10 protein-coding genes are annotated in these 12,249 nt (G+C 72.5%); 1 reads left to right on the forward strand and 9 read right to left on the reverse strand.

The annotated features are described in order from the left end of the window. Positions 1 to 134 precede the first annotated feature (134 nt). Positions 135 to 1,142, reverse strand: coding sequence for a sugar phosphate isomerase/epimerase family protein (locus tag ACPYN7_RS02120; protein ID WP_424346551.1), 1,008 nt, complete (start codon positions 1,140 to 1,142; stop codon positions 135 to 137). Then, on the reverse strand, positions 1,139 to 2,317 hold the full coding sequence (locus ACPYN7_RS02125) for a Gfo/Idh/MocA family protein (protein ID WP_424346552.1): 1,179 nt from the start codon (positions 2,315 to 2,317) through the stop codon (positions 1,139 to 1,141). The genes ACPYN7_RS02120 and ACPYN7_RS02125 overlap by 4 nt, the downstream gene beginning before the upstream one ends. A 174-nt stretch (positions 2,318 to 2,491) precedes the next feature. Between ACPYN7_RS02125 and ACPYN7_RS02130 the strand changes: the two genes are divergently transcribed. Next, entirely contained in the window at positions 2,492 to 3,523 is a 1,032-nt protein-coding gene (locus tag ACPYN7_RS02130; protein WP_424346553.1) for a LacI family DNA-binding transcriptional regulator, read from the forward strand. Positions 3,524 to 3,628: 105 nt separating this feature from the next. Here the strand turns inward: ACPYN7_RS02130 and ACPYN7_RS02135 are convergent, their stop codons facing one another. From ACPYN7_RS02135 to ACPYN7_RS02165, 7 genes are all read right to left on the reverse strand, one after another. Further along, on the reverse strand, positions 3,629 to 4,642 hold the full coding sequence (locus ACPYN7_RS02135) for a Gfo/Idh/MocA family protein (protein ID WP_424346554.1): 1,014 nt from the start codon (positions 4,640 to 4,642) through the stop codon (positions 3,629 to 3,631). 99 nt (positions 4,643 to 4,741) lie between these two features. After that, positions 4,742 to 6,268 carry a CoA-acylating methylmalonate-semialdehyde dehydrogenase gene (locus ACPYN7_RS02140; RefSeq protein ID WP_424346555.1) on the reverse strand — a complete coding sequence of 509 codons (1,527 nt, stop codon included), beginning with the start codon at positions 6,266 to 6,268 and terminating at the stop codon, positions 4,742 to 4,744. Next, a complete protein-coding gene (iolD, locus tag ACPYN7_RS02145; protein WP_058874313.1) occupies positions 6,265 to 8,235 on the reverse strand; it encodes a 3D-(3,5/4)-trihydroxycyclohexane-1,2-dione acylhydrolase (decyclizing) in 1,971 nt (656 codons plus the stop codon). Before iolD ends, ACPYN7_RS02140 begins: the two co-directional genes overlap by 4 nt. Beyond that, a complete protein-coding gene (locus ACPYN7_RS02150; protein WP_424346556.1) occupies positions 8,232 to 9,170 on the reverse strand; it encodes a Cgl0159 family (beta/alpha)8-fold protein in 939 nt (312 codons plus the stop codon). The genes iolD and ACPYN7_RS02150 overlap by 4 nt, the downstream gene beginning before the upstream one ends. Next, on the reverse strand, positions 9,167 to 10,153 hold the full coding sequence (iolC, locus tag ACPYN7_RS02155; RefSeq protein WP_058874311.1) for a 5-dehydro-2-deoxygluconokinase: 987 nt from the start codon (positions 10,151 to 10,153) through the stop codon (positions 9,167 to 9,169). Before iolC ends, ACPYN7_RS02150 begins: the two co-directional genes overlap by 4 nt. After that, positions 10,150 to 11,061, reverse strand: a complete 912-nt coding sequence (locus tag ACPYN7_RS02160) for a sugar phosphate isomerase/epimerase family protein (RefSeq protein WP_058874310.1) — start codon at positions 11,059 to 11,061, stop codon at positions 10,150 to 10,152. The genes iolC and ACPYN7_RS02160 overlap by 4 nt, the downstream gene beginning before the upstream one ends. A gap of 34 nt (positions 11,062 to 11,095) precedes the next feature. Beyond that, positions 11,096 to 12,055, reverse strand: coding sequence for a sugar phosphate isomerase/epimerase family protein (locus ACPYN7_RS02165; RefSeq protein WP_058874309.1), 960 nt, complete (start codon positions 12,053 to 12,055; stop codon positions 11,096 to 11,098). Positions 12,056 to 12,249 lie beyond the last annotated feature (194 nt).

Here is a 12,249-nt window from a genome sequence, read left to right on the forward strand (position 1 = left end):
GCGGCCCTCCGTCCCGCGGCCGGCTCCGGGACGGAGGGCCGCGGCGGCAGCCCCGGAGCGCAGGCGGGTCCCCTCCGGACAGCGGGCGGGTCCCCTCCGGAGCCGGAGGGGACCCGCCGGAGGGGCGGCCGCGGTCAGCGCAGGGCGGGGACGGACGCGGCGGCGTCCTTCAGGACGCCCGCGGCGATCTCGAGCCCCTCGATCCGCCCCAGGGACACGTCCTCGTGCTCGATGTTGACCGCCATGTCCGGGTCGACCTCGTGCAGGGCGGCGAGGAACTCCGCCCAGTACGCGGTGTCGTGGCCGCGCCCGAGCGCCACGAAGTCCCAGGCGGAATCCGTCGGCCACTCGTTGGCCCACTCGTCGCCGCCGAGGTTGGTGCGCTCCTCCTCGGGGCCGAGCCGGCGGAAGCTGTTGTCCAGGACGCCGTAGAGCGCGGCGTTCTCACGATTGATCCGCACGTCCTTGGCCGCCGCGTGGAAGATCAGCGGGCCGAGTTCGCGGACCACGGCGACCGGATCCATCTGCTGCCAGAACAGGTGCGAGGCGTCGAGCTCCACCCCCACATGGGTGGCGCCGGTCAGCTCGATGAGCTTGCGGACGTCGGCGGTGTTGAACACGACGTTCTGCGGGTGCAGCTCCAGGGCCACCTTGACGCCGTGGTCGGCGGCCATCCGGTCGGTCTCCCGCCAGAAGTCCGCGACGAGGCCCCACTGGTGGTCCAGCACGTCCAGGGAGGCCGAGTTCCAGGCGTTGACGATCCAGTTGGGCACCGTGGCCCCGGGCTCCCCGCCGGGCAGCCCGGACATCGTCACCACGCGGTCCTGGCCCAGCCGCTCGGCCAGCCGGATGGAGCGGCGGATGTCCTCGGCGTGCTTCTCGCCGATCGCCGGCTTGGGGTGCAGCGGGTTGCCGTTGCAGTTGAGGCCGGCGATCGAGACGCCGGTGCCCTCGAAGACGCCCAGGTAGTCGTCGCGGGCGGCGTCACTGACGAGGATCTCGTCCATGTCCGGGACGTGGACGGCCGGCAGGAAACCTCCCGTGTTGATCTCGATGCCGGTCAGGCCGAGGTCGGCAATGACCTTCAGGGCCTCGGGCAGGGGGCGGTCGTGCAGGATTGCGTTGTAGACGCCGAGCTTCACAGGACGACCTTCTTTCCGTTGTTGGTGGCGGACTCCACGGCCGCAGCCAGGACCTCCATGTTGTGCACGCCGTCGTCGAAGGAGGCGTTGCGCGGCAGCGAGACGGACTCGTCCAGACCCGCGACCTCCTCCAGGAAGGCCCGTGCCTGGTAGCCGAAGGCGTCGTTCTGCCCGAAGCCCACGCCCGGGGCGTCCATGGCCAGGCCGCCTCCGAGGTAGGGGTGCCCGGGGCCGAGGTTGACGGTGCGATAGCCGTTGGTGGCCTCAGGCCCCTCGCGCAGGAACAGCTCGATCTCGGCCGGGCGCAGCTGGGTGAACCGCGCCGCGCCCTTCTCGCAGAACACCTCGAAGGTCAGGGTGTTGGGGTGCCCCGCGGCCACCCGGGAGACCTCCAGACTGCCGGCGCCGGAGGCGAACTCGGCGGAGCAGGCCGCGTAGTCGTCGTTCTCGACCGGCTCGTGGACGTCGCTGACCTCGCCGATGTCGTGCCCGGTCACCGCTCCCACCGGCAGCGGGCGTTCGGTGATGGTGGTGGCCAGGCGTCCGCCGGACACGGAGGCGATGTCGCCGCAGAGGAACTCCGCGACGTAGGCCAGGTGGCTGCCGACGTCGGCCAGCGCCCCGGAGCCGGGGCCGCCCTGGTACCGCCAGCTCATGGGCGCCTTGGGGTTCACGCCGTAGTCGGTCCAGTACCGGCCGCTGAAGTGCAGCACCTTCCCCAGCGTTCCGCCCTGGATCAGGTCGCGGATCGCGGCGATGCCGGGAGTGCGCCGGAAGGTGAAGCCGATCCGGGCGATGGACTCTGCCTGCTCGGCGGCGGCGGCCATGGCGCGGGCGTCCTCGAGGGTGTCGCTGAGCGGCTTCTCGCACAGCACGTGCTTGCCGGCCTCCAGCAGGCCCTCGACCGCCCGGCGGTGGAAGCGGTTGGCGATGACGACGCTGACCACGTCGATCTCGGGGTCCGCCGCGATCGCCTCCCAGGAGCCGACGGCCTTCTCGTAGCCGTAGCGGCGGGCGACGTGGCCGCCGAGGGTCTCGTTGACGTCGCCGACGGCGACGTAGCGCAGCGGGGGCAGGACGGGATCGTAGAGGGTGGGCGCCACACGGTAGGCGGCCGTGTGGGCCTGCCCGGCCATGCCGGCGCCGATGACGGCGATGCCGATGCTGTCGGTCATGCTTCTCTCCTGGAGCGGGGACGGGACGAACGGGGAATGCGGGGAGAACGCGCGGGGTGAGACGGGAAAGAGCGGCACCGTGGAGCCGGACATTGTGTGCCGGGCCACATTTTGGAGCGCTCCAACGAGCGTAGGATCTCCTCGGGACCCGGTCAAGAGGTTTGTCAGGACAAGATGGGAGAGAATGCTGTGGTGAACTCGCGTCCGCCCCGCCCGCCCACCATCTACGACGTCGCCCGGGCCGCGGGCGTCTCCAAGTCGCTCGTCTCCCTCGTCCTGCGCGGCTCCCCCAGCGTGTCCGAGGCCCGGCGGACCGCCGTCCTGGAAGCGGTGGAGCAGCTGGGCTACCGCCCCAGCCAGGCGGCCGCGGCGCTGGCCGGAGCCGCCACGCGCACCATCGGCGTGGTCCTCGACGACTTCCGGAACCTCTGGTTCGTCTCCCTCCTGCAGGGGCTGCAGGACGGGCTGGCCCCGCACGGCTTCCGCATCGCGGTCTCCGACCACACGCTGAACGCGCACGTGGAGACCGGCCCGCTGGACGGTTTCCTGGCCATGCGCGTCGACGGCCTGGTCATCGCCACGGAACCGACGCCCGCCATGCGCGTGCCGGAGGGACTGCCCGTGGTGGTCGCGGGCAGCCGGCGTGGCGTGATCCCCGGCGCGGACGTCGTGGCGGACGACGACCGTCTCGGCGGCCGGCTGGCCACGGAGCACCTCCTGGAGCTCGGCCACCGGCGGCTCGGCCACCTCACCGGTGACGGCGGGGCGGCGGAGCTGCGGGCCCGGGGTTTCCGGGACGCGCTCCGGGAGCGGGGCCTGCGTGCGCCGGTGGTGCGCGGCGCGGGCGGCACCACGGAGGAGGACGGCTATCGGGCCGCGCTGCGGCTGCTGGCCGAGGCGCCGGCCACGACCGCGGTCTTCGCGGCCAACGACACCATGGCGATGGGGGCGCTGGCGGCGGCCCGCGAGAGCGGGCTGCGGGTGCCGGAGGACCTGTCCGTGATCGGCTACGACGACTCCCCCGTGGCGGCCACCCACCTGCTGCGGCTCACGACCGTCGACGGGCGCAACGCCGAGGTCGGGGCCGCCGCCGCCGAGCGCCTCGTGCAGCGGGCGACGACGACGGCGGCGGCCCCGGTGCGGACCGCGCTGCTGACGCCCCGCCTGGTGCTGCGCAGCTCGTGCGCGGCGCCCCGGAGCGGCTGAGGGTCCGCGCAGGAGAGCGAGAAGCCGGTCCCGGAGCCGCCGCGGCGGCTCCGGGACCGGCCCGGGGCGGGGGCCCAGCGGTGGGAGATCACCGCTGGAGCGGGCTCACCGGTAGAGCTCCGGCTTCTCCTCGAGCTGCACGGGGACGATCTCCCCGCTGGCCTGGGCCCGGACACCGGCCTCGCAGCACGCCGCGGTGGCGTAGCCGTCCCAGGCGGAGGGCCCGCCCAGCTCGCCGCGCGCGGCCGCGTCGGCCCAGTCCTGGAGCTCGATGTCGTAGGCGTCCCGGAAGCGCTCCTCGAAGCCGGGGGTGATGCTGCCGCCCCACGTGCCGGCCGTGCGGACGTAGGGCTCGGTGTCCCCGCCGATGCCCACGACACCGGTCTCGAAGGAGGCCTGGGTGGCCACCTGGTAGCCGAACTGGGCGTTGACGTACGCCTCCACCTGGGCGAGCACCCCGGACTCCGTCTCCATCAGCACGAGCTGCGGGTCGCGCTGACCGTTGGGGGCGTTGCGGGTGGAGCGTCCGATCCGGACCTGGACGGAGGTGATCTCCTCCCCGGTGAAGTAGCGCACCGCGTCGAACTCGTGCACCACGGAGTCGTTGATGATCATCTCGTTGGTGAAGCCCGCGGGGGTGGTCGGGTTGCGGTGCTGGTGGTGCAGGGTCAGCAGCTCACCGTAGGTCTGCTCCTCGATGAGCCGGCGCAGGGACCGGTAGCCGGCGTCGAAGCGGCGCATGAAGCCCACCTGGATGAGCTTCCGGCCCGCGGCGGCCTCGGCCTGCACCACGCGCCACGCCGAGGCGGCGTCCGGGGTCAGCGGCTTCTCGCACAGGGTGGGCAGGCCGTGCTCGATCACGGCGAGCAGGACGTCCTCGTGCAGGAACCCCGGGGTGGCGATCAGGGCGGCGTCGATGTCACCACGGTCCAGGACCTCCTGGAAGCTCGTGCCGGCGAGGGCGCCGTCGATGTGGGCGACGGCGGCCTCCGCCCGGGGCCGGTCGATGTCGACGACGGCCGCCACCTCGGCGCCCGTGGTGCGGTGGTGGATCCGGTCGATGTGGTCGGCGCCCATGCGGCCCGCTCCGACGACGGCTACGCGCAACGGAGTGTTCATGGTCTGTGTCCTCTCTGTGCCCCTCGCAGGGCGGGGTGGTCTGGGGGCCCGTCCCCGCCGGTCGCGGGACCGGCGGGGACGGGCTCGGGTGCGGTCGGCTCAGTGGTCGCCCGAGGACGGGAACGCGAAGGACGCCCCGGACGCGTGGTGCGGCTCGGGCCACCGCTCGGTGACGGCCTTGCCGCGGGTGTAGAAGCGCACGCCGTCGGGCCCGTAGATGTGGTGGTCGCCGAACAGGGAGGCCTTCCAGCCGCCGAAGGAGTGCCAGGCCACGGGCACGGGGATCGGGACGTTGACGCCGATCATGCCCACGGTCACGCGCCGCTTGAACTGCCGGGCATAGGCGCCGGAGGACGTGAAGATCGCGGTGCCGTTGCCGTACGGGTTGGCGTTGATGACCTCGATGCCCTCGTCGAGGCTGTCCACGCGCAGCACGACGAGCACGGGCCCGAAGATCTCCTCCTCGTAGGCCTCCATGTCCTGCCGGACCTTGTCGAGGACGGTCGGGCCCACGAAGAAGCCGTTCTCGTGGTCGGCCACGATCAGGTCGCGCCCGTCCACGACGACGGCCGCACCGGCCTCCTCGGCGGCGGTGACGATCCGGCGCACGCGGTCCCGGGAGGCGGGGGTGATGACCGGGCCCATGTCGGAGGAGGCGTCCATGCCGTTGCCCACGGTGATGTCCTTGGCGCGCTCCGCCAGCTTGTCCACGAGCAGGTCCGCGGCCTCGCCCACGGCCACGGCCACGGACACGGCCATGCAGCGCTCCCCGGCGGAGCCGAAGGCGGCCGCGGTGAGGTTGTCCGCCGCGGAGTCCATGTCCGCGTCCGGCAGCACGATGGCGTGGTTCTTGGCCCCGCCGAGGGCCTGGACCCGCTTGCCGTGCTTCGTGGCGGTCTCGTGCACGTACTGGGCGATCGGGGTGGAGCCCACGAACGAGATGCCGTCGACGTCCGGGTGGGTCAGCAGCCCGTCCACGGCCTGCTTGTCGCCGTGCAGGACCTGGAAGACGCCGTCGGGCAGGCCGGCCCGCTGCCACAGCTCGGCGATCAGCAGGGACGGGGAGGGGTCCCGCTCGGAGGGCTTGAGGATGAACGCGTTGCCGGTGGCGATCGCCACCGGGGCCATCCACAGCGGCACCATGACGGGGAAGTTGAACGGGGTGATGCCCGCGACCACGCCGAGGGGCTGGCGGAAGGAGTAGACGTCGATGCCGGTGGAGAACTGGTCGGAGAACTCCCCCTTGAGCTGCTCGGCGATGCCGCAGGCGAACTCCACGACCTCGAGGCCGCGGCCCACCTCGCCCTTGGCGTCGGAGAGCACCTTGCCGTGCTCGGCGGTGATCAGGGCGGCGAGGTCGTCGGTGTGGGCGGCCACGAGCTCGCGGAACTTGAAGAGCACGGCGGTGCGCTTGGCCAGGGAGACGTCGCCCCACGAGTCGGCGGCCCTGCGGGCCGCGGCCACCGTGGTCTGCAGGTCCTCGTCGGTGGCCAGGTGCAGGATGCCGGACACCTGCCCGGTGGCGGGGTTGTAGATCTCCTGCGTGCGGTCCCCGGTGCCGGGGGTGCGCCTGCCGTCGATGAAGTGCTCGACGTGCTGGGTCTGCTGCTGGGTCTGCTGGCTCATGCGTTCCTCCTGGACTCCCCGAGCAGCGGACGCTGCCGGGACTTGTGCTGCTGGTAGACCTCGTGGGCCTCGTGGGTGGATGCGAGGGTGGCGGTGCCCGTCACGGGCACGTCCCACCAGGACTCGGAGCTGGGCGCGTCGATCAGGGGGTCCGACTCCACGTGCACGAGCACGGGGCCGGAGCCCTCCGGCACGGCCTTGGCCTCCGCGACGGCCGCCTGCAGCCGGTCGATCACGCCCTCGCCGGGCTCGACCCGCAGCACCCGCACCCCGAGGGACTCGGCGTTGGTGGCGAGGTCGATGGGCAGGGTCGAGCCGTCGTCGAAGCTGTGCCGCTCCCCGTCGAGGTAGCGGTACTTGGTGCCGAAGCGCTGGGAGCCCAGCTGCTCCGAGAGGGCGCCGATCGAGGCGTAGCCGTGGTTCTGGATCAGCACCACCACGAGCTTGAGCCCCTCGGCCACGGCCGTGACGAGCTCGGTGTGCATCATCAGGTAGGAGCCGTCCCCGACCATGACGACGACGTCCCGCGCGTCCCGGGGCGCTCCGGCCCGGTCCGCCTCGGCCACTGCGGCCCGCTTGACCCCGAGCCCGCCGGCGATCTCGTAGCCCATGCACGAGAACGCGTACTCGACGTGGTAGCCGTACGGGTCCTTGACCCGCCACATCTTGTGCAGGTCGCCGGGCAGCGAGCCCGCGGCGCACACGACGACGTCGCGCTCGTCCATGGCCTCGTTGACGGCCCCGATGATCTCGTTCTGGCTGGGCAGCGGCAGGTGCCGCTCGCCGAAGGCGGCGTCCACGGTGGCGTCCCAGCGCTGCTTCTCGGCCTCGACGGTCGCCGCGAGGTCCGCGCCCACCCGGTACCCGCCGAGCGCCTTCGTCAGCTCCACGAGGGTCTTGCGTGCGTCGGCGACGACCGGCACGGCCGTGCCCTGCTTGTACGCGTCGAACGCGGCCACGTTGACGTTGACGAAGCGCACGTCCGGGTGCTGGAACGCGGTGCGGGAGGCCGTGGTGAAGTCCTCGTACCGGGTGCCGATGCCGATCACGAGGTCGGCCTCGGCCACCACGGCGTTGGAGGCCGTGGAGCCGGTGGAGCCGACGGCGCCGAGGCACTGCGGGTGGTCCCAGTCCAGGACGCCCACGCCGGCCTGGGTGTAGGCGACGGGGATGCCCGTGGCCTCGGCGAACTCGCGCAGCGCCTCGGTCGCGAAGGCGTAGTGGACCCCGCCGCCGGCGATGACCACCGGCCGCTCGGCCGCGCGGATCGCCGCGACGGCCGCCCGGACGTCCTCCTCCTCCGGGGCGGGCCGGCGGATCCGCCACTCGCGGGGCGCGAGGAACTCCTCCGGCACCTCGAGGGCCTCGGCCTGCACGTCCTGCGGCAGCGCGATGGTCACGGCGCCGGTCTCGGCGGGGTCCGTGAGCACCCGCATCCCGTTGAGCAGCGCGGAGAACAGCTGCTCGGGCCGCCACACGCGGTCGAAGTAGCGGCTGACCGGCCGGAAGACGTCGTTGACGGTGATGTCGTTGGCGTCGGGGCGCTCGAGCTGCTGGAGCACCGGGTCCGGCCGCCGGGAGGCGAACTGGTCCGAGGGGAACAGCAGCGCGGGCAGCCGGTTCGTGGTGGCCAGGGCGGCGCCGGTGACCATGTTCGTGGCTCCGGGCCCGATCGAGGTGGACACCGCGAAGGTCGCCCGGCGCCGGGTGTGCCGGGCGTAGCCGACGGCCTGGTGCACCTGGGCCTGCTCGTTGCGGCCCTGGTAGTAGGGCATGACCGTGGGGTCCTCGGCCTGGTACTGCTTCAGGGCCTGTCCCACCCCGGCCACGTTGCCGTGGCCGAAGATGCCGAACATCCCGGGGATCGTGCGCTGCCGGTACTCCTCGCCGCCGATCCGGTCGACGGTCCACTGGTTGGCCAGGAACTCCACGAGCGCCTGGGACACGGAGAGGGTGCGGGTGCTCATCGGGCGGCTCCTTCCTCGACGGGGTGCCCCTTGAGCAGGGACGCGGCGGTGGCCACGGCGCCGGCGACGTCGCCGTCCTCGGGGTACAGCAGGGTGCGGCCCACGGTCAGGCCCTGCACACCGGGCAGGGCCAGGGCGGCCTCCCAGGTCGCGAAGACCTCGTCGGGCCGGCCGCTGGGGTCGCCGCCGAGCAGGACCGTGGGCAGGGTGGTGGCCGCCATGACGCGCTCCATGTCCTCGACGACGGGCAGCTTCATCCACGTGTGCGCGGAGCTCCCGCCCAGGCCCTGGGCGATGGCCACGGACTGGATCACCGCGTCGGCGGAGAGGTCGTTGACGATGCCCCGGTCGGTGATCCGGGAGATGAAGGGCTCGACCATCGCGATCAGCCCGAGCGCCGCCAGGGAGTCCACCGCGCGCGCCGTGCTCTCCAGCACGGAGGTGGTGTCCGGGGACTCGAAGCAGATGCGGGTCAGCATCTTGCCGCCATCGGCACCGACCCGGTCCAGCGCCGCCGCGGTGTGGCCAGTGAAGCGGTCGTCGATCTCGTTGACCAGGCCCGGCAGCCCCCCGCGGTTCATGGAGCCGAAGACGAGCTTGCCGTCGAGGGCGCCCAGCAGCAGCAGGTCGTCGAGCACGTCCGGGGACGCCAGCACGCCGTCGACCCGGTGGTTCGCCAGGGCGATCTGCAGCCGGTCGAGCAGGCTGCGGCGGTCGGCCATGGCGTCGTGCTCGTCGCGGACCTTCAGGGCGCCGCGGGCCGCGTGGTCCGCGGCGACCACGAAGTTCTGCTTGCCGTGGACGAGGCCCGGGTGGCGCCGGCGGGTGTCGGCGGCGCGCTGGACGGCGCGCGGGTCCTCGAGCCGGGTCCGGCTCAGGTGCTCGTAGCGGCGCGGATCGGCCGTGTCGAGCTCGAGGGTGGACGTGGTGGTCATCGGGTGGCTCCTTCGGGAACGGCGCGGCCGCGCTCGAGCAGCAGCCGGAAGACCTCGTCGGGGGTGGGCATGGCATCGGAGCAGGAGATCCTCGACGCCACGATCGCGCCGGAGGCGTTGGCGTAGTCCAGGACCTGCTCGAGGCTCCAGCCCTGGTTGATGCCGTGGCAGAAGGCCCCGCCGAAGGAGTCCCCGGCGCCGAGGCCGTTGACGGTCTCCACGGGGACGGGAGCCGAGACCACGCGTTCGTCGCGGGTCTTGGCCATGACCCCTTCGGGGCCGAGCTTGACCACGGCGATCCGCACGCCGGCCTCCAGCAGCCGGTCGGCCTGCTCGTCCGGGGTGCCCACCCCCACGGCCACCGCGCACTCCTTGTCGTTGCCGATGGCGATGGTGACGTGCTGGAGCAGCTCGTGCACCTGCGCGCGGGCGTCCTCCTCGGACTCCCAGAACATGGGCCGGTAGTCGAGGTCCAGGATCGTGTGCTGGTCGTTCCGCAGCTGCTCGCGGGGCCGGGCCTCGTGGGCGGCGAAGTGGGCGGAGCGGGAGGGCTCCTGGCACAGGCCGGTCACGGTGGACCACAGGATGCGCGTGTCGCGCACGACCTCGGCGTCGATCTCCTCGGGCCGGATCTGCAGGTCCGGGGCCGTGGGGAACCGGCCGTAGAAGTACAGCGGGAAGTCCTCCGGCGGGCGGATCGCGCAGAACGTGGCGGGGGTCTGCAGCCCCGGCACGGGGCTCACGAACCGGTCGTCCACGCCGTAGCGGGTGAGCTCCCGGTGCAGGTAGGCGCCGAACGGGTCGTCGCCGGTGCGGGTGATCACCGCGGCGGACTCGCCGTGGCGGGCCGCGGCGACCGCGACGTTCGACGGCGAACCGCCCAGGTACTTGCGGAACGTGGTCACGTCCTCCAGGCCGACGCCGATGTCGTCGGGGTAGATGTCGACGCTGATGCGCCCCAGGGTCACGACGTCGTAGCTCATGCGTGGGCCTCCGCCTTCTGCGCGTTCTGCTGCTGGGAGCGGGCCGCGGCGGCCCGCTCGGTCATCTGCTCCAGCTGGTAGCGGGAGACCTCCATCGCGTTCTCGTTCTCGGCGAAGACCGAGGAGACCATCACGGAGTCCTCGCGGTCGAGGAAGCCGTTGGCCGCGAGCCCGCCGAAGAACTCGTCCCAGTCGACGTCCCCGTCGCCGATCTTCAGGTGCTGGTGCACCCGGGCGCTGCTGCCCGGCGGGTTGGTGATGTAGCGCAGCCCGTGCGAGCGGTGGTGGTCCATGGAGTCGGCTACGTGGACCACGCGCAGCCGGTCCCCCACGGCGGCCATGATCTCCAGCGGGGCGTCCTCCATGTGGAAGGTGTGCGGGGCCACGTAGGCGAAGCCGAGGCTCGGGGAGTTCACGCCCCGGATCACGCGCCAGGCGGCCAGGCCCTGCTCCACGAAGTCGTCGGGGTGCGGGTCGATCGCGATGTGCACGCCCTCGGCCTCGACGAGGGGCAGCAGCTCCTCCATGGACCGGTAGAAGGCCCGCTCGGACTCCTCGGCCCGCTCGGGCCGGCCCTGGAACTCGGTGTTCATCTGCTGCACCCCGAGGTCCACGGTCATCCTGACGGCCCGCTTCCAGTAGCGCACGGCCGCCTCCCGGGCGTCCGGGTCCGGCGCGGACCAGCGCAGCACCGGGAGCACGGAGGCGATCTGCACCCCGGCGTCGCGGCAGGCCGTCCGCAGGTCCGCGACGAGCCGGTCGTCGGCCTTGGGGTGGTTGAAGAAGGGCAGGAAGTCCGCGTGCGGCGTCAGCTGCAGGTACTCGTAGCCCAGGTCCGCGGCGAGCCGCGGGAACTCGAGCAGGGAGTGGGTCGAGTGGAACGGTGTGGGATCGAGGGCGATCTTCATGGACGGTTCTCCAGGTCTGTGGTGCGCGGACGGGTCAGCGGACGCGGGTGCGGGAGCCGCAGCCCAGCAGGTAGGAGCGCGTACGGGTCGCGATGGGCAGCGGGACGTCGAAGGAGGGGACGGGGTACATGTCCTGCTCGACGATGCCGAAGATCGGCCGCTCCAGCTTCTCCACCTCCGCGATGACCTCCGCGAGGTCGGGCAGGCCGGCGGGCGGCTCGACCATGACACCGGCCAGGTTGGCCGCGGCCCAGGTCAGGTTCTCCCGGCGCACGCGCTCGAGGACCACCGGGTCGATCTGCTTGAGGTGCAGGTAGCCGATCCGCTCGGGGTACTTGCGGATCAGGTCCACGGAGGACGCTCCCCCGTACTCGGCGTGGCCGGTGTCCAGGCACAGGGTGACCAGCTCGGGGTCGGTGCGCTGGAGGAAGGTCTCGATGTCGGGCTGGCCGCACACGTGGGAGTCGGCGTGGGAGTGGAACTGCTGCTGCAGGCCGTACTCCTCCCGCAGCACCTTGCCGAGCCGGTCGTGGCCCGTGCACAGGGCGTTCCACTGCTCGGTGCTCAGGTGCTCGTTCTCGAGGGCCTCGCCCGTGACGTCGTCGCGCCACATGGCCGGGATCACCACGATGTGCTCGCCGCCCATGGCGGCGGTCAGCTCGGCGACCCTGCGGGCGGGCTCCCAGGCCTCGTCCCACTGGGCGGCGCCCCGGTGGAAGGCGGTGAAGACCGTGCCGGCGGAGACCTTGAGGTCGCGCTGGGCCAGCTCGTCGGCGAGCCGGGCGGGGTCGGTGGGCAGGTAGCCGTAGGGGCCCAGCTCGATCCACGAGTAGCCGGCCTCGGCCACCTCGTCGAGGAAGCGCTCCCAGGGCGTCTGCTGGGGGTCGTCGGGGAACCACACGCCCCACGAGTCCGGGGCGGTGCCGATCAGCACGGGGTTCTTCTGCTGGGCCGCCGTGTCGACGGTCCGGGGGGTCGCGTTCTGCTGCGCCATGGTGACCTGCTTTCTGGTGCCGGGCCGGTGCTCCGGGCGGGTGCCGGAGGCCGGGTCGATCAGTGTTCCGGATCACAACCAGGATACGACATCAGGTCAGTTTGTAAAGACATACCGTCTTATTCACGTCGTGGCGTGGCCGGCGCCGGCCGGCGCCCGGTCACGCGGCGCGCCGGCGTGGCCCCGGACACGCA

The organism is Kocuria sp. CH-021 (genome assembly GCF_049716185.1).
Taxonomy (GTDB): domain Bacteria; phylum Actinomycetota; class Actinomycetes; order Actinomycetales; family Micrococcaceae; genus Kocuria; species Kocuria cellulosilytica.

Excerpts from the sequence above, each read along its gene's own strand:
- ACPYN7_RS02125 (WP_424346552.1), bottom strand. The coding sequence starts at position 2,317 with ATGACCGACAGCATCGGCATCGCCGTCATCGGCGCCGGCATGGCCGGG.
- ACPYN7_RS02130 (WP_424346553.1), top strand. The coding sequence starts at position 2,492 with ATGGGAGAGAATGCTGTGGTGAACTCGCGTCCGCCCCGCCCGCCCACC.
- ACPYN7_RS02135 (WP_424346554.1), bottom strand. The coding sequence starts at position 4,642 with ATGAACACTCCGTTGCGCGTAGCCGTCGTCGGAGCGGGCCGCATGGGC.
- ACPYN7_RS02140 (WP_424346555.1), bottom strand. The coding sequence starts at position 6,268 with ATGAGCCAGCAGACCCAGCAGCAGACCCAGCACGTCGAGCACTTCATC.
- iolD (WP_058874313.1), bottom strand. The coding sequence starts at position 8,235 with ATGAGCACCCGCACCCTCTCCGTGTCCCAGGCGCTCGTGGAGTTCCTG.
- ACPYN7_RS02150 (WP_424346556.1), bottom strand. The coding sequence starts at position 9,170 with ATGACCACCACGTCCACCCTCGAGCTCGACACGGCCGATCCGCGCCGC.
- iolC (WP_058874311.1), bottom strand. The coding sequence starts at position 10,153 with ATGAGCTACGACGTCGTGACCCTGGGGCGCATCAGCGTCGACATCTAC.
- ACPYN7_RS02160 (WP_058874310.1), bottom strand. The coding sequence starts at position 11,061 with ATGAAGATCGCCCTCGATCCCACACCGTTCCACTCGACCCACTCCCTG.
- ACPYN7_RS02165 (WP_058874309.1), bottom strand. The coding sequence starts at position 12,055 with ATGGCGCAGCAGAACGCGACCCCCCGGACCGTCGACACGGCGGCCCAG.